General features: G+C 73.2%; 17 protein-coding genes. 5 read left to right on the forward strand and 12 right to left on the reverse strand.

Annotated elements, in window-relative coordinates; all coding sequences use genetic code 11:
* The first annotated feature begins 3 nt into the window (after positions 1 to 3).
* Positions 4 to 2,238, forward strand: coding sequence for a catalase/peroxidase HPI (gene katG / locus B086_RS0111345; RefSeq protein WP_018566527.1), 2,235 nt, complete (start codon positions 4 to 6; stop codon positions 2,236 to 2,238).
* Between the two features lie 48 nt (positions 2,239 to 2,286).
* Here the strand turns inward: katG and B086_RS0111350 are convergent, their stop codons facing one another.
* The 8 genes from B086_RS0111350 to B086_RS0111385 all read right to left on the reverse strand — a co-directional run bounded on the left by B086_RS0111350 (position 2,287) and on the right by B086_RS0111385 (position 10,695).
* Positions 2,287 to 2,511: a DUF7489 domain-containing protein gene (locus B086_RS0111350; protein ID WP_018566528.1), complete on the reverse strand. Its 225-nt coding sequence runs from the start codon at positions 2,509 to 2,511 to the stop codon at positions 2,287 to 2,289.
* A 47-nt stretch (positions 2,512 to 2,558) separates the two neighbouring features.
* Entirely contained in the window at positions 2,559 to 2,786 is a 228-nt protein-coding gene (locus tag B086_RS0111355) for a hypothetical protein (RefSeq protein ID WP_018566529.1), read from the reverse strand.
* Between the two features lie 30 nt (positions 2,787 to 2,816).
* Entirely contained in the window at positions 2,817 to 3,173 is a 357-nt protein-coding gene (locus B086_RS0111360) for a PRC-barrel domain-containing protein (protein ID WP_018566530.1), read from the reverse strand.
* A 160-nt stretch (positions 3,174 to 3,333) separates the two neighbouring features.
* Positions 3,334 to 5,574 (reverse strand): RICIN domain-containing protein, encoded by a 2,241-nt coding sequence (locus tag B086_RS0111365; protein WP_018566531.1) that lies wholly within the window; start codon positions 5,572 to 5,574, stop codon positions 3,334 to 3,336.
* Positions 5,575 to 5,697: 123 nt separating this feature from the next.
* The gene (locus B086_RS0111370; protein ID WP_018566532.1) at positions 5,698 to 7,539 is read right to left on the reverse strand and encodes a beta-galactosidase; all 1,842 of its coding nucleotides are present in this window, start codon (positions 7,537 to 7,539) and stop codon (positions 5,698 to 5,700) included.
* Positions 7,536 to 8,411 (reverse strand): carbohydrate ABC transporter permease, encoded by an 876-nt coding sequence (locus B086_RS0111375; RefSeq protein ID WP_018566533.1) that lies wholly within the window; start codon positions 8,409 to 8,411, stop codon positions 7,536 to 7,538. The genes B086_RS0111370 and B086_RS0111375 overlap by 4 nt, the downstream gene beginning before the upstream one ends.
* On the reverse strand, positions 8,408 to 9,400 hold the full coding sequence (locus tag B086_RS0111380; RefSeq protein ID WP_018566534.1) for a carbohydrate ABC transporter permease: 993 nt from the start codon (positions 9,398 to 9,400) through the stop codon (positions 8,408 to 8,410). Before B086_RS0111380 ends, B086_RS0111375 begins: the two co-directional genes overlap by 4 nt.
* On the reverse strand, positions 9,397 to 10,695 hold the full coding sequence (locus B086_RS0111385) for an ABC transporter substrate-binding protein (protein WP_026252317.1): 1,299 nt from the start codon (positions 10,693 to 10,695) through the stop codon (positions 9,397 to 9,399). Before B086_RS0111385 ends, B086_RS0111380 begins: the two co-directional genes overlap by 4 nt.
* A 228-nt stretch (positions 10,696 to 10,923) precedes the next feature.
* On the opposite strand from B086_RS0111385, the gene B086_RS0111390 reads away from it, so the two are divergent.
* A complete protein-coding gene (locus tag B086_RS0111390) occupies positions 10,924 to 11,973 on the forward strand; it encodes a LacI family DNA-binding transcriptional regulator (protein ID WP_018566536.1) in 1,050 nt (349 codons plus the stop codon).
* A gap of 13 nt (positions 11,974 to 11,986) precedes the next feature.
* Here the strand turns inward: B086_RS0111390 and B086_RS0111395 are convergent, their stop codons facing one another.
* On the reverse strand, positions 11,987 to 15,073 hold the full coding sequence (locus B086_RS0111395) for an NPCBM/NEW2 domain-containing protein (protein ID WP_018566537.1): 3,087 nt from the start codon (positions 15,071 to 15,073) through the stop codon (positions 11,987 to 11,989).
* A 211-nt stretch (positions 15,074 to 15,284) separates the two neighbouring features.
* On the opposite strand from B086_RS0111395, the gene B086_RS0111400 reads away from it, so the two are divergent.
* Positions 15,285 to 16,217, forward strand: a complete 933-nt coding sequence (locus tag B086_RS0111400; protein ID WP_018566538.1) for an aminoglycoside phosphotransferase family protein — start codon at positions 15,285 to 15,287, stop codon at positions 16,215 to 16,217.
* A gap of 93 nt (positions 16,218 to 16,310) precedes the next feature.
* Here the strand turns inward: B086_RS0111400 and B086_RS0111405 are convergent, their stop codons facing one another.
* Positions 16,311 to 18,032 (reverse strand): MFS transporter, encoded by a 1,722-nt coding sequence (locus B086_RS0111405; RefSeq protein WP_018566539.1) that lies wholly within the window; start codon positions 18,030 to 18,032, stop codon positions 16,311 to 16,313.
* 174 nt (positions 18,033 to 18,206) lie between these two features.
* The gene (locus B086_RS0111410; protein WP_078531057.1) at positions 18,207 to 18,665 is read right to left on the reverse strand and encodes a MarR family winged helix-turn-helix transcriptional regulator; all 459 of its coding nucleotides are present in this window, start codon (positions 18,663 to 18,665) and stop codon (positions 18,207 to 18,209) included.
* 112 nt (positions 18,666 to 18,777) lie between these two features.
* Between B086_RS0111410 and B086_RS0111415 the strand changes: the two genes are divergently transcribed.
* Positions 18,778 to 20,130: an ATP-binding protein gene (locus tag B086_RS0111415; protein WP_026252320.1), complete on the forward strand. Its 1,353-nt coding sequence runs from the start codon at positions 18,778 to 18,780 to the stop codon at positions 20,128 to 20,130.
* A gap of 28 nt (positions 20,131 to 20,158) precedes the next feature.
* A complete protein-coding gene (locus tag B086_RS0111420; protein ID WP_018566542.1) occupies positions 20,159 to 21,271 on the forward strand; it encodes a tetratricopeptide repeat protein in 1,113 nt (370 codons plus the stop codon).
* A 12-nt stretch (positions 21,272 to 21,283) separates the two neighbouring features.
* On the opposite strand, the gene B086_RS0111425 is transcribed toward B086_RS0111420, so the two are convergent.
* Positions 21,284 to 22,291: a bile acid:sodium symporter family protein gene (locus B086_RS0111425; protein ID WP_018566543.1), complete on the reverse strand. Its 1,008-nt coding sequence runs from the start codon at positions 22,289 to 22,291 to the stop codon at positions 21,284 to 21,286.
* Between the last annotated feature and the right edge of the window lie 17 nt (positions 22,292 to 22,308).

Genomic DNA, 22,308 nt, shown 5'->3' on the forward strand with positions numbered 1-22,308 from the left:
TCCATGTCCGAGAACCACGAGGCCATCGTCACCGATCCGAAGACTCAGGACACCGGTGACGGCTGCCCGGTCGCGCACGGGCGCGCCCCGCACCCCACGCAGGGCGGCGGAAACCGCCAGTGGTGGCCGGAGCGGCTCAACCTGAGGATCCTCGCCAAGAACCCCGACGTGGCCAACCCGCTCGGCGCGGACTTCGACTACGCCGAGGCGTTCGCCGGCCTCGACCTGGCGGCCGTCAAACGCGACCTCGCCGAGGTGCTCACCACCTCCCAGGACTGGTGGCCCGCCGACTTCGGGCACTACGGCCCGCTGATCATCCGGATGGCCTGGCACAGCGCGGGCACCTACCGCATCAGCGACGGCCGCGGCGGCGCGGGCGCCGGGCAGCAGCGCTTCGCCCCGCTCAACAGCTGGCCGGACAACGCCAACCTCGACAAGGCCCGCCGCCTGCTGTGGCCGGTCAAGAAGAAGTACGGCCGCAACCTCTCCTGGGCCGACCTGCTGATCCTTGCCGGGAACGTCGCCCTGGAGACCATGGGCTTCGAGACGTTCGGCTACGCGGGCGGCCGCGCGGACGTCTGGGAGGCCGAGGAGGACGTCTACTGGGGCCCCGAGACCACCTGGCTCGGCGACCGGCGCTACACCGGCGACCGTGAGCTGGAGAACCCGCTCGGCGCCGTGCAGATGGGACTCATCTACGTCAACCCCGAGGGCCCGAACGGCAATCCGGACCCGATCGCCGCGGCCCGCGACATCCGCGAGACCTTCCGCCGGATGGCGATGAACGACGAGGAGACCGTCGCGCTCATCGCGGGCGGCCACACCTTCGGCAAGACGCACGGCGCGGGACCGGCCCACCACGTCGGACCCGACCCGGAGGCCGCCGGCCTGGAGGACCAGGGCCTCGGCTGGAAGAACGCCTTCGGCACCGGCAAGGGCGGCGACGCCATCACCAGCGGTCTGGAGGTGACCTGGACGGCCACCCCGACGACCTGGGACAACACCTTCTTCGAGACCCTGTTCGGCTACGAGTGGGAGCTGTTCGAGTCCCCGGCGGGCGCCCAGCAGTGGCGGCCGAAGGACGGCGCGGGCGCCGGTACGGTCCCCGACGCGCACGACCCGTCCAGGCGGCACGCCCCCACCATGCTGACCACCGACCTCTCGCTCCGCTTCGACCCGGTCTACGAGCCGATCTCGCGGCGCTTCCTGGAGCATCCCGACGAGTTCGCCGACGCCTTCGCGCGGGCCTGGTTCAAGCTGACCCACCGCGACATGGGCCCGGTCTCCCGCTACCTCGGTCCCGAGGTGCCCACCGAGGTTCTGCTCTGGCAGGACCCGCTGCCCGAGCGGACGTACGCGCTCCTGGACGCCGAGGACGTCGCCGCCCTCAAGGCGCAGATCACCGGGACCGGCCTGCCGGTGTCCGAACTGGTCTTCACCGCCTGGGCGTCGGCCTCGTCCTTCCGCGGCAGCGACAAGCGCGGCGGCGCCGACGGCGCCCGTATCCGGCTGGAGCCGCAGCGCGGCTGGGAGGCCAACGACCCCGACCGCCTGGCGGCCGTGCTGCGCGCCCTGGAGGGCGTCCAGGAGTCCTTCAACGCCGGGCGGAGCGACGGCAAGGGCGTCTCGCTGGCCGACCTGATCGTCCTGGCCGGCGGCGTGGGCGTCGAACGGGCCGCCGCGCAGGCCGGGTTCGAGATCGAGGTCCCCTTCACCCCCGGCCGGGTGGACGCCGCGCAGGAGCAGACGGACGTCGAGTCGTTCGCCGCTCTGGAACCGGCCGCCGACGGCTTCCGCAACCACCTCGGCAAGGGAAACCGGCTGCCCGCCGAGTACCTGCTGATCGACCGGGCCAACCTGCTGACGCTCAGCGCGCCCGAGATGACCGTCCTGGTCGGCGGGCTGCGGGTGCTGGGCGCCAACCACCAGCGGTCGCCGCTCGGCGTCCTCACCGCCACGCCCGGCGTCCTCACCAACGACTTCTTCGTCAACCTGCTCGACCTCGGCACGCAGTGGCGGGCGGTCTCCGCCGACGCGGGCACCTTCGAGGGCTACGACCCGGCCACCGGCGAGATCAGGTGGACCGGCAGCCGCGCCGACCTGGTCTTCGGCTCCCACTCCGAGCTGCGCGCAGTGGCCGAGGTGTACGCGAGCGACGACGCGAAGGAGAAGTTCGTGACCGACTTCGTCGCGGCCTGGACCAAGGTCATGAACCTGGACCGGTTCGACCTGTCCTGACCGCCCGCACCTCCGGGCCGGCCCGCCGCGGCCGGCCCGGACGCACGCTCACGCCCTGGCAGGGGCGGCGGCGCCCGCCTCCTTCACCAGGCGGTCACCGACGGACAGGGTCTCCCACAGCGCCTTGTCGACACGGAATCTTCCGGTCCCGCCGCCGGACAGGCGCACCTCCACGTAGTGGTAGAGACCGGAACCGTCGGTCGACCGCCGGGTCTTGTCCGCCACGACGCCGTCCCAGGCGTCCTCTTCCTGTACCTTGCGCGACTTGACCATGGGCGCACTGTAGGCGCGGCGGGCGCCGGGCGCGAGGTGCGCGGCCCTCAGTCCCGAGGCCCGTCGAGGACCTTCCGGGCGACCCGCGCCGCCGCCTCGCTCTCGGCCGCCGCGGGCGACAGCTCGCTCAGGGTGTCGAGGTCGGTGTCCTCGCGCAGCTCGTCCTCCCAGGTGGCGGCGAGCCGGTCCCGCTCCTCCCGGGGCAGCCCCCGCACCTGCTCCCGGTGGCGCGGATCGAGGGCGATCAGGAACCGTTCGACGGTGTCGATGGCCATCTGCTCCTCCTCGGGGCACGGCCCCACCGGTCAGCGGCGGGCGAGCCGCCGCTCTCCGCCGGCGCCGGGGCGGTAGGGCAGGTCGTAGTGCTGGAAGATCGCGGCCTCCTGCTCGGCGGGCAGGACGTCGTCGGTGCCGATGGAGGGGGCCTTCTTGACCAGCCCCTTGGGCTGGGCCACCTTCAGGTAGTCGGGCCCCACGACCGCGTCGTCGACCGGGACGAAGAACAGGCGCTGCCGGGTGGGCAGCCCCGCGCGGACGGTCACCATGGCCGGTTCGTCGGTGCTGGTGTCCACATAGACCGCTTCCAGCGCGCCGATCTTGTGACCCTCCTGGTCGACCACGTCGTGGTTGCGCCATTCGCGGAGGTCCGCTGAACGAATCATGTCTGCTCCCTGCCGTCGTACCGATGAGTGACCCGGCGCTCCGGGCCATAAACGCTCCGGGCCATAAACACGACTGGCGCGAACACGGCACCCGTAAACACGGCGGCGCCCGCCCGGCCCCCGGGAAGACCGGGGACCGGACGGGCGCGGGGCGGCGCGCTCAGCCGATCAGCCACCGCTGGAGCGGTGAGTCCGCCGCGGGACGCTGTGTCACCGCGGCGCCGTCGGCCGTCGAACCGGCGGTCAGCAGCAGCCCGCTGCGCACCGAGGCCACGGTGGAGGTGCCGTCCGCCGCGGCACCGACCGTCCAGCGCTGGTTGGTGCCGCCGGTGCAGGTCCACTGGATCACCCGGGCGCCCGACGCGGTGGAACCGCTCTCCACGTCGGCGCAGAGCCCCGAGGTGAGGTTGACCAGCTCGTAGGAGCCGTCGTCCTGCCGGGTGAACCGCCACTTCTGGTGGTCGCCGCCGTTCGGCGTCCAGATGCCGAGCGCGGTGCCCGCGCTGGTGCTGCGGCCGGGGCTCTCCAGCACCTTCCCGCCCGTGGTGGTGAGGGTGTGGACGCCCTCCAGCGGCGCCGGGGCCGCCCCGGTCGGCGTGAGCGTCAGCGTCTGCTCGGCCCCGGTGCGCGTGCCGCCGACCCCGCCGCCGGCGGTCCAGAAGCGGGCCGGGGTGGTCTCGGCGGGCCGCGCCGACTCGCCCGACAGACCGACCACCAGACCGCTGTAGCGGTTGACCAGCCGGTACGTGCCGTTCGCCCGGCCGTCCGCCGAGGTGCCGGGCACGACCCACCACTGCTGCCCCACGGTGGCGCCGCCCGGTCCCGCCGGAGTGACGGTGGGCCGGGTGCCCCAGGCGCGCTGGGCGGTGGCGGAGGAGTCCACGCCCAGCAGGCCGCCGGTGGAGGCGTTGGCGACGCGGTACGAGCCGTCGCCGTTGCCGGTGAAGATCCACGACTGGAGGGCGGAGCCGTTCGCGCTCGCCTCGGAGGTGGCCGCCGAGCCCCCGGCCACCTGGGCGAGGACCCGGCCGCCACCGCTGGAGACGCGGTAGGCGCGGCTCGTGTCCAGGGGAGCGGCCGGTGCCGAGGAGCCGATGGTGACGTTCACGTACTCGCCGGACGAGCCGCCCGAGCAGCCGAAGGAGCAGTAGGAGCGGAACGACTTGCCGACCACCGCCGAGCTGGTCCGGTTCGCCGGGTCCAGGAACCAGCGGTACCAGGAGGCGGTGGTGTGCCCGCCGGTGTCACCGATCAGCCGCCACTTCTGCGAGGCCAGGTCGTCGGTGGCGTAGAACTGCTGCGGCGCGCTGCCGCTCTGGTCGACCGCCTGGGGCTCTCCGATGTACAGCCCCAGATAGGCGTTGTAGGTGATGTCCATGACGAACAGGGGCGAGGTCGGGGGCGTGGTGCCCGCCGCCACCTGCTGGGCGACCGTGCCGGTGCGCGTCGGGTCGTACTCCTTGTCCGCCGGGGTGTAGCCCGCGGGGTGTGCGGAGTCGACCGGCACCATGTTGCTCTCCCGGCCGCCCGTGCCGGGCTGGGACCAGGCGCCGTCGTACCACTTCTGCCACGAGCCCGGCGCCATCTTGGAGGCGATCGGCGCGCGGGCGACATGCGCGTGGAACGCCTTCCAGCTGCCGCCCTTGTCCACGATCCGCGAGCCGTAGAAGACGTAGAAGTAGCCGGAGGCGGTGTCCGCGAACAGGCGCGGGTCGCCGTCGCCGTAGTCGAAGGTCTGCTGTGGGAAGGCCGCCGTGTCACCGCGCTTCGTGCTGTACGGCGAGGTGATCACATGGTCCTTGACGGTCCAGGTCCGGCCCTGGTCCTTGGAGACGGCGTAGTCGATCGCGTCGTAGTGCAGGCCGTCGCCGAAGGGCTGCGGGGTGAACTCGTTGTGGACCAGCCCGTACCAGTCGCCGGTGTCCGGGTCGACCCACACACCCGCCAGGTCGCAGTAGTTCTTCTGCGCGTAGCTCGAACCGGAGGGCGCGTAGCTCGACTCCCGGCCGGTGGGGCTGTTGTTGCAGCGCCAGGTGGTGTCGTTGTTGCGGTCGCGGGACTCGGCCGGGTCCACCGCGTCGCTCAGGGCGCCGTCGCGGGTGGCGCTGTCCAGGTCCTTGCCGGTGAAGAAGGTCCACGCGCGGCTGTCGTTCGCGCCGTACAGGGAGTGGGCCTGCTGGAAGTGGAACGTGCCGTCCTTGTCGAGGTACGGGGCGGCCGGGGTGTCGTCCGGGTGGGTCCAGGAGCCTTTCGCGCCGACGGTGACGGTGTAGGAGGGGGCGGCGGCACCGGCCGCCGGTGCCTTCGGTGCGGCGAGGGCGCTGCCGCCGGTGACGGCCGTCGCCGCGGCGAGGACCGCGGCGAGCAGTGCTCCGGCCAGTCTCTTGCGGTGAGTGGACACAGGTTCTCCTTCTCGGGAGGGGGCCGGCGCGCGGTGCGCCGGCCCCTGGGTGTGGTTCCTGTGCGGTGCGGCGGACCGGTGTCGATGCCGGTCCGGTCGGTGGCCCCCCTGTGCGGTACGCGGTCAGTCGAAGGTCTCGACGTACTCCTCGGCCGGTCCGAGCACGGGACCGTCCAGCAGGGCGAGACGGTCGCCGAAGCGCTCCAGCTCCAGCACGGTGAGGGTGTTCTCCCCGGCCCTCAGCAGCGGAGCGGGCAGATAGAGCGTGGTCTGCGGGCCGGTCTCCCAGTAGCGGCCCAGCAGGGTGTCGCCGACCCAGACGAAGCCCTTGCCGAAGCCCGGCAGGGCCAGGAAGGTGTCGGCCGGCTCGGTCACGGTGAGCCGGGCGGTGGCGAATCCGGCCCGGTCCTCGCCGGACGCCGCCGCGAGCGCCCGGCCGGTCTCCGGCCGCCCCCACTCGTCCAGCGGCAGCCGGCGCATGGTCCAGCCGTGGACCAGCCGCCGCTCCACCCGGACCCCGCCCAGGATGCCCTTGCCCTGGCCGAGCAGCGGCCCGTAGTTGATCCGGCCCTGGTTCTCCACCAGCAGTTCGAGACGCACCCGGGCCCCGGCGCCGGGCACCGTGAAGGAGGCCGTCTCGCGGTCCAGCACGGCCACGGGGGCGCCGTCCACGAACACCTGGGCGCGGTCGTGCAGCCCGGTGACGGTCAGCTCCTGGGGACCCGGCGGCAGCAGCGGCTCGGCCGAGTACAGCACCAGGCCGGACGCCTGGCCCAGCTCCTCGAAGCTCAGCGGCAGCGGGGCGCGCACCGGCTCGGCCACCGCCCGCAGCGCGCTCAGCAGACCGGGGTGCCGGGTGACCTCCAGGGTGCGCGGCGCGAGCAGCGGGGCGTCGGCGGGCGGGTCGGGAAGCTCCCGGGCCGCACCGGCGCCGGGCGCGGCCAGCTTCTCCCGCAGGGCGTGGAACTTCGGGGTGAGCGCGCCGTGTTCGGCGATGGGCGCGTCCGAGTCGTAGCTCGTGACCGTCGGCTGGAGGCGCTCGCCGTCGTGGTTGGCACCGGCCCAGAGCCCGAAGTTCGTGCCGCCGTGCGCCATGTACAGGCTCACCGAGCCACCGGCGTCGAGGATGCGGCCCACGTCCTCGGCCGCGCTGACGGCGGACCGCACATGGTGCTTCTCGCCCCAGTGGTCGAACCAGCCGTTCCAGAACTCGGCGCAGACGAACGGCTCGTCGGCGCGCCGCGAGCGCAGCAGGGCCGCCGCCTCGTCCGGACGCGAGCCGAACGTCGCCGCCGCCAGCTCGCCGGGCACGCTGCCGCCGTCCTGCATCAGCGCCGTCGGCCCGTCCGCCGTGTACAGCAGCTCGGTGATCCCGCGCGCCACCAGGGCATCGCGCACCCAGCGCAGATAGTCCTGGTCGTCGCCGTAACTGCCGTACTCGTTCTCGATCTGCACCGCGACGACCGGTCCGCCGCGGCCCGCCTGGAGTGCGGCGACGCGCGGGATCAGCTCGTCGAACCAGCGGGCGACGGCGTCCAGGAAGGGCCCGTGGCAGGTGCGCAGCAGCATGCCCGGGGTACCGGTCAGCCAGGCCGGGAGACCGCCGTTGTCCCATTCGGCGCAGATGTACGGACCCGGGCGCACGATGACGTCGAGTCCCGCCTCCTGCGCCAGGGCCGCGAAGCGCGGCAGGTCCCGCCAGCCGTCGAACCCGGCCTCGCCCGGCACGCGTTCGTGGAAGTTCCACGGGACGTAGGTGTCCACGGTGTTGAGACCGAGCGCGGCGAGCCGGTGCAGCCGGTCGGCCCACTGGGCGGGGTGGACGCGGAAGTAGTGCAGCGAGCCGGCCAGGACGCGGTGCGGGCGGCCCGCCCGCAGCAGGGTGCCGTCCGCGTGGGTGAGCAGGGGCGGGGCCGCCTCCGGTGCGGCGGCGGTGTCCGCGGACTGCGGTGCTGAGGTGGTCACTTGACGGCTCCGGCGGTCATGCCCGCGCGCCAGAACCGCTGGAGCGCGAGGAAGGCGATCAGAAGCGGGACGACGGACACCAGCGAGCCGATGACGACCAGCGGGGGCGGCACCGCGACATGGCTGGCGTTCCAGCCGACCAGGCCGACCGTGACCGGCTGAAGCCGGTCGTCGCCGAGCACCATCGCGGGCAGCAGGTAGTTGTTCCAGATCTCCACGAACTGGAACAGGAAGATCGTCACCAGCGCGGGCAGCATCATCCGCACCCCGATGGTACGGAAGATGCGGAACTCGCCCGCGCCGTCCAGCCGTCCGGCCTCCAGCACCTCGTCGGGCACCGTCTGCGCGGCGAACACCCGGGAGAGGTAGACGCCGAACGGGCTGACCACGCTGGGCAGCAGCACGGCCAGCGGGTTGTCGATCAGATGCACCCCGGAGAACATCAGGTACAGCGGCAGCGTGAACAGCACCTTGGGCACCAGCACGGCCGCCAGGACCGCGCCGAACACCGCGCCGCGCCCGGGGAAGTCGTACTTGGCGAGCGCGTACCCGGCCAGCGCCGAGAAGGCGGTGCCGAGCAGGGCGCCGACCCCGCAGTACAGCACGCTGTTGAGCATCCAGCGCCAGAAGATGCCGCCGTCCTGGGAGCTGAGCCGGGAGAGGTTGCCGAACAGTCCGAAGCCGTCGAACCACAGGCCGTTGCCGGAGAACTGGTCGCCGAACGGCTTGGTCGCCGAGACCAGCAGCCACCACAGCGGGAAGAGGAAGTAGAAGGCGGACAGCCCCAGCAGCGCCATGACGGTGACGCGGCTCGCCGGGCGGCTCTCCCGGCGCGAGCGGACCAGGGCGGGCCGGGTGCTCAGCGCGCTCATGCCTGCTCCTCCCCGCGGTGGGTCAGCTTGAAGAACACGAAGGACACGACACCCACCAGGAGGGCCAGGAGGACGGACTGCGCGGCGGCGTACGGGTAGTTGCCCGCCGCGACCGCGTTCTGCGCGGACATGATCGGGGTGAACGTCGAGGAGATCGAGCCGTCGGAGACGGGCTGGAGCACGGTCGGCTCGTTGTAGAGCTGCGCCGAGCCGATGATGGAGAACACGGCGGTGAGGACCAGCGCGCCGCGCACCGCCGGGATCTTGATGCTCCAGGCGATCCGCAGGGCCGAGGCGCCGTCCATCCGGGCGGCCTCCAGCACCTCCGCGGGGATCGACTGGAGCGCCGCGTAGATGATGATCATGTTGTACCCGGCCCAGCTCCAGGTGACGATGTTCGCCACCGACCACAGCACCACCTCGCTGTGGAAGAACGGGATCGAGAAGCCGACCGGGTGCAGCAGCCGGTTGATCGGGCTGGACTGCGAGGAGTACATGAACGACCAGACCAGCGCGGCGCTCACACCGGGGATGGCGTACGGCAGGAAGCTGGAGAGCCGGAAGAAGCCCTTGCCGCGCGCGGAGCGGGAGTCGATCAGCAGCGCGAGGGCCAGGGCCGTGCCGAGCATCACGGGGACCTGGACCAGGCCGAACAGCGCGACCCGGCCGAGCGAGGACAGGAAGGCGCCGTCGCCGAACGCCCTGCTGTAGTTGCCGAGCGGGTCGAAGACCTTGGTCGGGGCGGTCAGGCCGAGGCCGGAGCGGTGCACGGTGAACAGGCTGCTGACCGCCGCGTAGACGATCGGCGCCACGTACATCGCGGTGAACAGGACCAGGAAGGGGGCGCAGAAGAGCAGGGGCCGCAGGCGGCGTGAGCGGGCCGGCCGCGCGGGCGCGGCGGCGGGCGCCGGCCGGGCGGCGCCGGCGGTGCGCCGGCCACCGCCGACGGCCGGCGTCGCGGGAGCCCCGTCGATCACGGACTCGTTCACTCGGCGACCTTCAGGCCCTGCTTCTTCATCTCCGACACGGTCTTGTCCTGCGCGCCGCTGAGCGCGCCCGCGATCGTGCCCTTGCCCGCCCATGCCTTGCCGAGGCCGTCGTCGAGGTCGGCGGCGGTCTTGGTCATCAGCGGGCCCCAGGTCCAGCTGGAGTTGACCTGCGGCGCGGCGGCGGCGAACACGTCGTAGATCTTCTGGCCGCCGAAGTACGGGTCGCCGCCCTTCAGCTGGGGCAGGTCGAGCAGCTTCTTGGCGGCCGGGTAGAGCGCGGCCTTCTCGACCAGCCCGCCGAAGGCGTCGCGGTCGGTGCCGAGCCAGTGCGCGAACTCCCAGGCGCCCTCGGGGTTGTCGCAGCCCTTGAGGACGGCGGTCGCGGAGCCGCCCGCGTTGCCCACCTGGCCGGCGCCCTTGCTCCACTGCGGCAGCGGTGCCACCGCCCACTGGCCCGAGCCGCTCTTCGCACCGCCCTTGATGACACCGGCCTGCCAGACCGCGCCGACGACGGTGGCGATGTCACCGTTGCCGATGCCCGTGTACCAGGCCTGGTCGTACATCGGGGCGCCGCTGATCAGCTTGTCGTCGGCGAGGCCCTGCCAGTAGTCGGCGACCCGCTTGTTGGCCGCGGACGCCATGGTCACCTGCCAGGCGTCGCCCTGGACGCCGAACCATCCGGCGCCGGTCTGCCAGGCGAGGCCCGCGTAGTCGTAGTCCAGGTAGGGCGAGGAGATGTAGCGGTGCGGGTCCGAGGCGTGGATCTTCTTGGCGTCCTCGCGGTACTCGTCCCAGGTGACGGGCGGCTTCAGACCGAGCGAGTCGAAGACCTTCTTGTTGTAGAAGAGTGCCATGGGGCCGGTGTCCACGGGGGCGCCGTAGACGGCGCCGCCGAGGGAGACCGACTGCCAGGCCGCGCTCTGATAGTCGCCCTGGTCGGCGGAGGCGTACTTGGTCACGTCCTTCAGGGCGCCCTGGGCGGCGAAGCTGGGCAGCGTCTCGTAGCCGACCTGGGCCAGACAGGGCGCGTTGCCCGCCTTCACCGCGTTGAGCATCTTCTGGTAGCCGCCCTTGGCGCCCGGCTGCACGGCCTGGTAGGTGACCTTGAGGTCCGGGTGGCTCTTGTTGAAGGCGGCGACGGCGTCCTCGTAACCGGGTGCCCAGCCCCAGAATGTGATCGATCCCTTGCCGGAGGCGGAGGACGAGCCGCCGTCGGATCCGCCGCATCCCGTGGCGGTGAGGGCGAGGCCCAACGCTCCCGCTATCCCGGCAATTCGGGTAATGGATCGCTTCACGGCTCCTCCTGAAGGGCTTGGGTGGTGCGGAGGAGGTGCCTCCGCGAGGCCAGGCGCACGGCATGGGGCAGAGGCCCGGCCGTGGGCCGGCGCGCTGAATGCCGAAACTATGGCAGAGAATGTTATCGATGCCAATAGTGGGGTCCAGGGAAAGCCCCGACCCGGTGAAAGAGCTGATGAACGGCCGTGTGGGCGATATCATCGACGTCCGGTACGAGGAAGGAACCCATGGCGAAGCTCAAGGACGGCGGGGGACGGCCGCCGGGGATGGCGGACGTGGCCCGGGTGGCGGGGGTGTCGGCGCAGACCGTGTCCCGGGTGCTGTCGGGCCACCCCAATGTGCAGGAGAAGACGCGCGCCAAGGTCCTGACCGCGGTGGAGCAGCTCGGCTACCGCCGCAACAACGCGGCCCGCATGCTCTCCTCGGGCCGCAGCCGCACCATCGGCGTGGTGACGCTCCAGACGAACTTCTACTCGCGGGCCGCGGTCACCTCGGGCATCGAGCACGCCGCCGAGGCCGCCGGGTACGCGGTCAGCACCGCGACCACCACCTCGCTGGACACCTCCGCCATCGAGGCCGCCCTGTCCCGCCTGGCCGACCAGGACGTGGAGGGCGTCATCCTGTCGGTGCCGCTGATCCACGGCAGCCCGCGCATCGAGCAGCTCACCCGGGCTACGCCCACCATCACCATCGACGGCTCGCGCACCGACGCCACCGAGGTCGTCGCCATCGACCAGGGCCTGGCCGCCCGGCTGGCCACCCGGCATCTGCTCGACCTCGGCCACGACACGGTCTGGCACATCGCGGGGCCCGAGGAGTGGCTGGAGGCCGCGGCACGGCGCGACGGCTGGCGCAGCACCCTTGAGGAGGCGGGCCGCCCGGTGCCGCCGCCGCTGGAGGGCGACTGGTCCCCGGCCTCCGGCTACCGCAACGGGCTGATCCTGGGCCGGATCCCGGACGCCACGGCGGTGTTCGTCGCCAGCGACGAGATGGCCTTCGGCGCCATCAGGGCCCTGCACGAGCTGGGGCGCCGGGTGCCCGAGGACATCTCCGTGGTCGGGGTCGACGACATCGAGCTGGCCGAGTACTGCTCGCCGTCCCTGACCACCGTCGCCCAGCCGTTCAGCCAGATGGGCACGCTCGCCGTGGCGCATCTGCTGCGGCTGATCGCCGACCCGGGCGCGGTGCCCGAACCGGCCTCGGTGGACCCGCAGTTGATCGTCCGGGCCAGCACCGCACAGGCCGGTGCCCCGGCCCGGGGGGCCGGGGCACCGTAGCGCGGCGGACCGGTCAGCCCGCGCAGTGGAACTTCGCGTCCGCCCAGTCCCCGTGGTCACCGGACTTGGTGCCGTCCGTGTCGGTCACCACCAGGTGGACATGGCGGGCCCCGGCCAGCGGCACGTTCACCGGCAGCGGGTCCGAGGCGCCGCTGACGGTGGGCGAGGACCACACCTTCTTGCCGTCGGCGACGACCGAGAACGACACTCCGCCGTAGCCGTTGATCTCGTCGTCGACACCGGCGGTCGCGGTCAGGGAGGAGCACTGCCCGCCGAGCCAGAACTCGATGTCGGAGTCCGCGTGCACCCCGATGCCCTTGGCGTACGTGGTGCCGTTCAGGGTGAGCGGACGGCCGTCGCCCGCCGCCGACTCCCCGTTGCTCTGATCGCGTTCGGCCGGTCCGTAGCCGTTGGTGGAGCCCAGCCAGGCCAGGTCACTGGCCCAGCTGTCGCCCTTGGGCGGCGCGGGCATGGTGCGCAGCGCGGTCCGCGCGGTGGCGGTGTGCTCCTCGCCCGCCGCCCGGTAGCGGGCGCCGCCGCTCAGCACGGCCTCGCCCGCCGTGGCACCGGCCGGGGCGGTCACGGTGAACCGCGCGCTCACCCGGCGGCCCGGCGCGACGCGGCCCAGCTCCTTGGCCGGTGACACCGTCCAGCCCTCGGGCGCGGTCAGGGACAGCCGGGTCGCGGTGGCGCCGGTGCGTCCCGCCGTGAAGTCCACGTTCACCTCGGCGGAGACCCCCGCGCCCAGCTCCTCGGGCGCGGTGACCGCGAGGTCGCCGGTGGCCCCGGGTACCTTGCCGCCCAGCGCGCTCGCCCCGGCGAGGTCGATCCGGAAGCCGTGCGCGGTGCTCAGCGCGCGGGTCTTCACCTGCACGACCCCGGCCCGGTCGGAGGGGTCGTACCACCAGCCCTGGCCGGCCGCGTCGAAGGCGGCCTTCGAGGTCAGACGGGGCAGCGTCCGGCCGTCCAGACCCACCTGGGCCGGGGCCGAACCGGTGTGCACGGTGAAGGCGTACGGGCGGCTCTTCTGCTTGCCGGTGAAGTCACCGGACTCGGCGCCGACCGCGATGCGCACGGAACCGGCGCCGCTGCGCGGAGCGGTCACCGTCACCGGCTGCTCGCCGTACTTCCCGGCGCGGTGCTGCCGGGTGACGCCGTCGTCCTCGTACAGGGTGAAGGTGCTGCGGCCCTGCGGGTAGACGTCCCAGGCCAGCGGGGAGCCGGCGGTGCGGTCCTGGTAGGAGTTGACGCCCGGCCACATCGGGATCGTGGCGCCCGCCCTGACGAACAGCGGCAGGGTGTCCAGGGGCGCCTGGTAGCCGTTCACGGTGACCGGCCCGTGGTAGGTCCTGCCGGTCCAGTAGTCCACCCAGTCGCCCTTGGGCAGGTAGATGCCGTCGCGGACCGAGGTGTCGCTGTAGACCGGCGCGACCAGGAAGTCCTTGCCGGTCAGGAACTCGTACTTGGCGGCGTCGCCCGCCGCCTTCGGGTCGTCGGGGTACTCCAGCGCCAGCGGGCGCACGGCGCCGACGCCGGTGCGGTTGGCCTCGGCCGCGTACGTGTACATGTACGGCAGCAGCGATTCCTTGAGCTTCAGGTACTTGCGGTTGATGCTGGTGTACGGCTCGCCGTACTGATAGGGCTGCTTGTCCTTGGCGGCCCAGCCGTCCATGGTCATCACGGCCGGCAGGAAGGACTTCCATTGCAGGTCGCGGGTGTACGTCTTGGCGCTGCCGCCGAAGATGCCGTCCACGTCACCGGAGGTGTAGGCCAGCCCCGACATGGTGGCGCCCGCGTACGTCGGGATCTGCCAGCGGATGTAGTCCCAGCTGCCGGACTGGTCGCCGCTCCACTGCACCCCGCAGCGCTGCGCGCCCGACCAGCTCTCCGGGGCCCAGGTGAAGCCGCGCGCGTCGCTGTTGTCCTCGATGCCCCGGTAGGCGGCCTTGCAGCCGTCCAGCGCGAACTTGTAGCCGTCGCCCACCCAGGCCACGTCCAGCTTGGCCACCCGCTGGCCCGCCTTGACCTGGTCGGCCAGCTTGTCCAGGCCGTCCTCGGTCCACAGACCCATCTGCATCTTGCGGGAGTTGAGGCCCTTGGCGGTCTCGGCGAGGTTCTCGTAGCCGCAGCCGTAGCCGTCGTTGACGAGCATCCAGCCCAGCGGCATGTCGTTCTTGGCGTAGTCGTCGGCGACCTTGAGCGAGTCCAGGGTGTGCCGCTCGCCGCGGTTGGCGTTGTGCAGGTAGCAGTCCGAGTCGCCCACCTCCAGGCCGTAGACCGGCGGGAGCATCGGGCGGCCGGTCAGCTCGGTGTACCGGCCGATGACGTCCTTGGCGGTGTTCCCGGCGAAGTAGTAGGCGTCGAAGCGGTTCTCCCGCTCGGTGGTGGTGACCGGGTCGGTGAAGGCGTAGGTGCCGGGCGCGTAGGTGTTGCGGTAGACGCCGTAGCCCGCTGAAGAGAGGTAGAACGGCACCGAGTTGGGGTGGCCGCCCTCGTTCCAGTTGTAGTCGACGCCGACCTGGAGCGTCTTGCCGCGGTGCGAGGTGTTGCCGCTGCCGTTCTGCTCGCCCGTGCCGTAGAACTGCTCGTCGGCGCCGCGCGCCAGGGTCTGGGTGGTGGCGGTGCCGTCCCAGCTGATGCCGCGCGACTCCTCCCACAGCCGGGTGCCGTCGGCGCGGTACAGGCCGAACCGCAGCGCCGACTTGTAGGCGCGCAGGGTCACCTTGTCCGTGGACAGCTCGTAGCGGTCGCCGCGGTCGCGCCAGCGGGTGGCGGGCGCCTTGCCCTGGGGCAGCACGATGTCGGCGCCGACCGGGTCGGTGAACGTGCCGTCGGGGGCGACCTCGATGCGGAAGGTGTCGGCCGTGACGAAGGTGACCCGCGCCTTGGCCGTGCCCGCCGTGAACGTGTAGGCGGCGCCGGAGTGCGAGAAGCCTGTGACCGCGCCGATCACGGAGGAGGCCGTGGCACCGGCCGACTCGGCCGCCAGGGCCGGTGTCGAGGGGCCGGCCGTGGTCGCGAGCACCGCGAGCACGGCCGCGGCCGCCAGTGCCGCCCCCGAGGAGCGGCGGGCCTTTCGTCTGCGGGGTGGAGCGGTCATGTCGATCCCTTCGCACACGTCACTGAACCGGACAATGATGATTGAACGTGCTTGGTAGGGTGCTCAAACAAGCAGAATCAATCACGCGAAGAAGGTATAGCGCACCGCCGTCCCGCTGACCAGAGTGCGCACCGACCCGTTCGACGGGCCTTTCCCGGCAAGGGAATTGCCGGTTCCCGGCAGTGCGCGGGGCCGACGGTAGGGTGCCCGGATGATCGTGGTTCCGGAGGCGTTGGCCCGGGGCACCGTCGCGCGCGAGGGGGCGCCGGGGGCGGCCTGGATCGCCGAGCTGCCCGCTCTGGCGGAGGAGTTGACGCGGCGCTGGGAGTGCGTGCCCGACGGGCCGGTGCTGCACGGGGGAGTCGGTCTTGTGGTCCCCGTGCTCCGGCCCGGCGGGCGGCCCGCCGTGCTCAAGGTGTCCTTTCCGCACCCCGGCAACGTCCATGAGCCGGACGCCTTCGCCGCCTGGCGCGGGCGCGGCGCCGTCCTGCTGCACGCGCGCGACGACGCGCGCTACGCGCTGCTGCTGGAGCGGGCCGGGACCACGCCCCTGGGCCGGCTCGCGGACGGCGACGAACTGGTCGCGGTCGCGGGCCGGCTGAGCCGGCGGCTCGCTGTCCCGGCACCGCCTTGGCTGCCCCGGCTCGCCGACCGTGCCCCCGAGTGGGAGGCACAACTGGAAGCGGACGCACGGGAGTTGCCGCACCGCCTCGCGCCGAGGGCGCTGGGCGCGGCGCTCGCCACCGTCCGTGAACAGGGCCGCGCCCAGCCGGAGCTGATCGTCCACGGCGACCTGCACGCCGGGAACATCCTGCCCGGCGAGCGGGAACCGTGGCTCGCCGTCGACCCCAAGGGATGTGCGGGGGATCCCGCCTACGACGGCGGGACACTGCTCAAGTCCCGGGCGCTGTCCCTCATCGGCGCCGACGACCTCGGCAGGGCCGCGCACCGGATCCTGGACGTCTTCTCCGAGGCCGCCGGGCTCCACCGCGCACGCGTCCGGCGGTGGGCCCAGCTCCATGCCGTCCAGGCGGCGTTCTGGGGGCGCCGCCACGGGTTCCGGGTGGCCCGCCGGGGAGCGGAGCTGGACCGGCTCACGGCGTTCGCCGAGGCGCTGGCGGAACTGCTCGCCGAGGGCGCGTAGAGCCCGCAGAGCGCGTGGGGAGGGCCCGGGGACACCGGCGGGCCGCGGCGCCCGGGGGTGCGCCGCGGCCCGTGCGGTACCGGACCGGCCGGGTCAGACCACGCTGTCGCGCAGTTCGCTCAGCGTGTCCTCGGTCAGCTTCCGGGGAGCGCTGTCGGCGTCGACGAGGACGACCGTGCACTCGGCGGCGCGGGTGAGGGCGGCGGTGAAGCTGCCGTCGGCGAACTGCGCGAGCGGCCCGCGCGGCGAGCGGCCCACGGCGACCGCGCGCGCCCCGACTCCGGCGGCGTGCCGGGCCAGGGCGCGGCCCGCGGCGGCGTGGTCGCCGACGCCGGTCAGGATCTGGCCGGAGGCAGCGACGCCCTGGGCGGCGAGCCGGTCGAGGTGGGCGGTGACCGTGGCCCGCGCCCGCTCGTCGGACTCGGTGTCGACGGCCTGCTCCTCCACCACGGCCGTCTCCTCGACGTGCACGACCTCCAGCGGGCTGCCGGTGTCGCGGGCGATGCGGGCGGCGGCGTCGACGACGGCGGCGGCCCCGTCATGGGCGCCGACGGCGACGACGACCGGCCGGGTACCGGCCGCGGCCGGTGCGCCCACGGGGGTGAGCGCCGGGGCGACGGGCTCGCCGTCACCGGTGTGCGCCTCGGCCCGGCGCAGCAGTCCGTGTCCGCTGGCGAGAACCGGGATGGCGAGCAGGAAGGTGGCGGCGCCCAGGTAGAAGGGGACGCTGAGGTCGGTGGCGTCGGCCAGCTTCCCGGCGACGTAGGGTGCCAGGCCGCCGCCGATGAAGCGCAGGAAGCCGTACGCGGAGGAGGCCACGGGGCGCTCGACCGGCGAGACGAGCATGACCGCCTGGGTGGTCAGGGTGTTGTTGATGCCGATGAACGCGCCGCTGACGATGACCGCGACGATGACCACGGTGGGGGTGGACACCCCGGCCGCGATGACCGCCATCACGATGCCGAGGCCCAGCAGGTTGGCGTACAGGACCGGGGCGGTGCCGTACCGCGCCTGGAGGCGGGGCGCGAAGAAGACGCTGAACGCGGCGACCAGCAGGCCCCAGCCGGTGAAGACGAGCCCGAGTTCATGGGCGCTCAGCTTCATCGGGTACGGCGCGTAGCCGAGCATCGTGAAGAAGCCCCAGTTGTACAGCAGGGCCATGATGCCCATGGTCAGCAGCCCTCGGTGGCGCAGCGCCCTGAGCGGGGCGAGCGGCGAGGTGGGCCGCTTCGGCTTGGGCAGCGAGGGCACGAGGACGAGGGTGGCGACCAGCGCGACGGCCATGAGGACGGCCACGCCGAAGAACGGGCCGCGCCAGCTGACGGCGCCCAACTCGCCGCCGAGCAGCGGGCCGACCGCGATGCCGAGGCCGAGCGCGGTCTCGTACAGGATGATCGCGCCCGTGAATCCGCCGCTGGCGGAGGCGACGATCACGGCCAGCGAGGTCGCGATGAACAGGGCGTTGCCGAGGCCCCAGCCGGCTCGGAAGCCGACGATGCCGTCGATGGAGCCGGTGCAGCCGGCCAGCGCCGCGAAGACGACGATGACGGCCAGACCTATGACGAGGGTGCGCTTGGCGCCGAAGCGGCTGGAGAACCAGCCGACGAACAGCATCGCCACGGCGGTGACGATCAGATAGCTGCTGAACAGCAGCGAGACCTGGCTCGGCGTGGCGTGCAGGCTGTCCGCCAGGGCGGGCAGGATCGGGTCGACCAGGCCGATCCCCATGAACGAGATCACGCAGGCGAACGCCACGGCCCAGACGGCCTTCGGCTGCCGGAACGGGCTGGCCGTCTTTCCGTGCGGTGCACTCATTACCGCTTCTCTCCACTCGGGTGTGTCGGGACGGAACGCTCTCGGGGCCCGGCGGGGCGGGCCGCCGCTGTGGCGGCACGGGGGCGGGTGCGCCGCACCCGTACGGCACGGGGCGGTCCGGGGCAGGCGCCGGTCCGGCGCAGGCCGGGGAGGCGTGTGTCAGGAAGGCGTGTGTCAGGAGGGCGCGGGCCGGTCCTGGACGGCGCGGGCCAGCGCGGGCAGGGCGACGCGCACCGCGTGCTGCTCGGGCCCGGTCAGTTCTCCGACGAGCCGCTCCAGGGCATGCATCCGCTCGGCCCGCCGCTGCCGGTAGACCTCCAGGCCCATCTCGGTGGCCTCCACCAGGACGCCCCGGCCGTCGGTCCGGTCGGCGGTGCGCCGCACCAGGCCCGCGCGCTCCAGACGGGTGACGAGCTGGGTCATGTTGGGCTGCGAGGCGTTCTCGGCGCGGGCGAGTTCGGTGAGCCGCTGCGGCCCCTCGCGGCCCAGCCGCCCGAGCGCCATGGAGGCCGCGGTGCTCAGACCGCCGGCCGTGGCGCTCTGGCGCACGTACCGGACCATCTGCTCCACGGCGTTCATCAGGTCCTCGGCGGTCGCGTCCGCCTCCGGCTGGTCCATAACCCGCTTATGCATAAGCACATTATGCATCTACGTGTACGCTGAAGCAAAGTTCGCGGGGGCGGGCCGGGAGCGGACCCGGGGGCGGGGCGCGGGCGTTGATCACGGCCTCCGTAGGCTGGACGCCATGGCGGAAGACTCTCCCTTGATCCAGAGCCTGCGATCGGCCGTCGCGGCGGCACCCGCGGACGTACCCCTGCGCCTGCACCTGGCCGAACTCCTCCTCGGCGCGGGCCGGTCCGACGCGGCGGTCGCCGAGGTCGCCGCGGCCCTCCAGCACGCGCCCGGCGACGCGCAGGCCCGGGAGCTGATGGCACGCGCCATGGGCATGCCCCAGCAGTCCCCATCCGCATCCGCGCCCGCTGCCGAGCCTCCGCCCGCTGCCGAGCCCCCGGCCACGCCCGAGCCTCCGGCCGCCCCCGGGTTCCCGGCCGCCCCCGCGCAGGAGTCCGCCGCTCCGCGCGGGCCCCGGCCGCCCGCCCCGGAGGGCTTCGACTGGCGGGCCGCCGAGGAGCAGGTCGGCGACATCGTGCCGCCGCGCTTCACCGAGACCCCGCTGGCCGCCGACGGGCAGGACGCACCGGGCGGCGCCGACGCCTGGGACGTGGACGCGCCCGGCACGGTGCGGCTCGCCGACGTCGGCGGGATGCGGGAGGTCAAGGACCGGCTGGAGGCGGCCTTCCTCGCCCCCATGCGCAACCCCGAACTGCGCAGGCTCTACGGCAAGAGCCTGCGCGGCGGACTGCTGCTGTACGGGCCGCCCGGCTGTGGAAAGACCTTCATCGCCCGCGCGGTCGCCGGTGAACTCGGCGCGGGCTTCCTGTCCGTGTCCGTCAACGACGTCCTGGACATGTGGGTCGGCAACTCCGAGCGCAACATGCACGAGATCTTCGAGACGGCCCGCCGCCAGGCGCCCTGCGTGGTCTTCCTCGACGAACTCGACGCGCTCGGCGCCAAGCGCAGCCGTACCGCGCACAGCGGCATGCGCAACACCGTCAACCAGTTGCTCACCGAGCTGGACGGCATCGACTCGGCGGCCAACGAAGGGGTGTTCGTGCTCGCCGCGACCAACGTCCCCTGGGACGTGGACCTCGCCCTGCGCCGCCCCGGACGCCTGGACCGCACCCTGCTCGTCCTGCCGCCCGACGCCCCGGCCCGCGAGGCGGTCCTCCGCTACCACCTGCGCGACCGCCCCGTCGAGAACATCGACCTGGGCCGTCTGGCCAAGGCCACCGACGGCTTCTCCGGGGCCGACCTCGCCCATGTGTGCGAGGCCGCCGCCGAGCGCGCCCTGCTCGACTCCGCGCGCACCGGCACCGTCCGCATGATCGGCACGAAGGACCTGCTGGCCGCGGCCCAGGACGTGGTGCCTTCCACCGGCCCCTGGTTCGCCTCGGCCCGCAACGTGGCCATGTTCGCCAACGAGGGCGGCATGTACGACGACCTGGTCGCCTATCTGAAGAAGAAGCGCAAGCTGTGACCGCCGTCCGGAAGGGGGTGGCCCGGCCGTGACCACCGCGCACCCGGCGCTCGGCCGGGCCGACGGGCTCCTGGGCCTCGGGCGGTACGAGGAGGCCGCCGCCCTGCTGGGCGGCCATCTCGCCGAGCACCCCGACGACGCCCGCGCCTGGCTGCTGCTCGGCCGCGCCCGCCACGCCCTCCAGCGGTACCGCGAAGCCCTCGACGCCTGCGACGAGGCGCTCGGCGCCGACCCGCAGTACGTCGACGCGCTGATCCTGCGCGGCACCGTGCTGCGGCACGTCGACGGCCGCTTCGAGGAGGCCGAGGAGGCGCTGCGCGCGGCGGTGCGCCTCGCCCCGCACCACTGGTACCCGTACGCCCGGCTCGCCGACCTCGTCTTCCGGGCCCGCCTGGTCCGCCGCGGCCAGGCCAGGGGCGGACAGCTGGAGGCGCGGGACCTGACCGAACTGGCGGCGGAGCCGGCCGCCCTCGCGCGCGAGGCGCTGCGGCTGGGCCCGGAAGAGGTGTACGCCCATGAGGTCGCCCAGCTGATCGCCCGGCTGTCGGGCGATACGGCCGCCGCCGACGCGCTGGACCGGGCGATCCTGCGGCTCGACCCGCAGCACCCGGAGGCGCTGGCCAGGCGCACCCGCAAGGTGGCGAGCGCGGCCGGTGTCAGGGCCGCCGAGGCAGCCGCCCTGTACGCGGACGCGCTCGCCGTCACCCCCGGCTCGGCCGCCATGCGGCAGGGCCTGGACCACGCCTCCTACCGCCTGCTGCGCGGGACCCGCTGGCTCGCCCTGCTCTGCGTGGCGCTCTCCGGCGCCGGTGTCGGGCTGTTCTCCTCGGACACCTCCCGCGCGCTGCCCCTCTCGCCGGGGCAGCGGCTGTGGGACCTCGTTCCGATGGCGGTGATCTGGGGCGTGGGCGCGCTGCTGCGCTACCGCAGGCTGCGCGCGGGCGTCCGGATCAATCTGCTCTCGCTGGTCCGCCGCCGTCTGTGGCCGCGGATCGTCCTGGGCCAGGCCGCCTGGGCGATGGTCTGCGCCCTGCTGCTCACCCAGGTGCCGTGGACGGAGCGCGCCGTGCCCGAGTTCCTGTTCTGGGCGGGGCTGCTGCCCACGTTCGTGACCGTCTGGTTCGACCGGAAGATGGGCTGAACCCGCCGGGGCTCACCCTTCGGCGGCGTCCGCGGCGCGGGGAGTGCGCCGGGCCATCCAGGCGGCGACCAGCGCGCCGGAGATGTTGTGCCAGACGGAGAAGACGGCGGCGGGCAGGGCGGCCAGCGGGCTGAAGTGGGCGGTGGCGAGCGAGGCGGCGAGGCCGGAGTTCTGCATGCCGACCTCGAAGGCCATCGCGCGGGAGGCGGGGCGGCCGAGCCGGGTGAGCCGGCCGCAGCCGTAGCCGAGGGCGAGCCCGCAGCCGTTGTGCAGCACGACCGCCAGCAGGACGGTCAGGGCGGCGGACTTCAGGGCGTGCGCGCTGCCCGCGACGACCACCGCGACGATCGCGGCGATGGCCAGCGAGGACAGCCAGGGCATGGCGCCGAGCACCCGGCCGATGTACCGCCCGGCGACCAGGCGCACCACCACACCGCCGAGCACGGGCAGCAGCACCGTCTTGAGGATGTCGGTCACCATCGAGCCCGCGTCGACGGGCAGGTACTGGCCCGCGAGCAGCAGGGTGAGCGGCGGGGTCAGCAACGGGGCCAGCACGGTGGAGACGGTCGCCACGGAGACCGACAGGGCCACGTCGCCGCGGGCCAGGTAGGTGACCACGTTGGAGGCGGTGCCGCTGGGCGCGCAGCCGACGAGGATGACACCGGCGGCGAGCGCGGGCGACAGGTGCAGCAGGTGCGCGATCAGCCAGCCGAGTCCCGGCATGATCACGTAGTGGGCGGCCAGGCCGAGCAGGACCACCCAGGGCCGTCGCGCCACGCCCTTGAAGTCCTCCAGGGACATGGTGAGCCCCATGCAGAACATGATCACGCCGAGCAGATAGGGCACGTCGGTGCCGTATCCGGCGAAGGTGCCGGGGAAGGCGAGACCGGCGGCGCCCGCGGCGATGACGAGGACGGGGAAGACGGTGACGGCCCGGCGGGCGGCGCGGTCGGCAGGGGAGGTCCCGGCCGGGGGCGTGGGGGTACCGGTGGGGGCGGTCGGGGTGTCTGGGCTGCGCATAAGACGCATGTAAATAC

The sequence above is a fragment of the Streptomyces sp. PsTaAH-124 genome (assembly GCF_000373685.1).
Classification (GTDB): domain Bacteria; phylum Actinomycetota; class Actinomycetes; order Streptomycetales; family Streptomycetaceae; genus Streptomyces; species Streptomyces andamanensis.

Coding starts and splice junctions, on each gene's coding strand:
- B086_RS0111360 (WP_018566530.1), bottom strand. CDS start 3,173: ATGATTCGTTCAGCGGACCTCCGCGAATGGCGCAACCACGACGTGGTC.
- katG (WP_018566527.1), top strand. CDS start 4: ATGTCCGAGAACCACGAGGCCATCGTCACCGATCCGAAGACTCAGGAC.
- B086_RS0111355 (WP_018566529.1), bottom strand. CDS start 2,786: ATGGCCATCGACACCGTCGAACGGTTCCTGATCGCCCTCGATCCGCGC.
- B086_RS0111415 (WP_026252320.1), top strand. CDS start 18,778: ATGGCGGAAGACTCTCCCTTGATCCAGAGCCTGCGATCGGCCGTCGCG.
- B086_RS0111410 (WP_078531057.1), bottom strand. CDS start 18,665: ATGCATAAGCGGGTTATGGACCAGCCGGAGGCGGACGCGACCGCCGAG.
- B086_RS0111375 (WP_018566533.1), bottom strand. CDS start 8,411: ATGAGCGCGCTGAGCACCCGGCCCGCCCTGGTCCGCTCGCGCCGGGAG.
- B086_RS0111395 (WP_018566537.1), bottom strand. CDS start 15,073: ATGACCGCTCCACCCCGCAGACGAAAGGCCCGCCGCTCCTCGGGGGCG.
- B086_RS0111390 (WP_018566536.1), top strand. CDS start 10,924: ATGGCGAAGCTCAAGGACGGCGGGGGACGGCCGCCGGGGATGGCGGAC.
- B086_RS0111405 (WP_018566539.1), bottom strand. CDS start 18,032: ATGAGTGCACCGCACGGAAAGACGGCCAGCCCGTTCCGGCAGCCGAAG.
- B086_RS0111350 (WP_018566528.1), bottom strand. CDS start 2,511: ATGGTCAAGTCGCGCAAGGTACAGGAAGAGGACGCCTGGGACGGCGTC.
- B086_RS0111400 (WP_018566538.1), top strand. CDS start 15,285: ATGATCGTGGTTCCGGAGGCGTTGGCCCGGGGCACCGTCGCGCGCGAG.
- B086_RS0111425 (WP_018566543.1), bottom strand. CDS start 22,291: ATGCGCAGCCCAGACACCCCGACCGCCCCCACCGGTACCCCCACGCCC.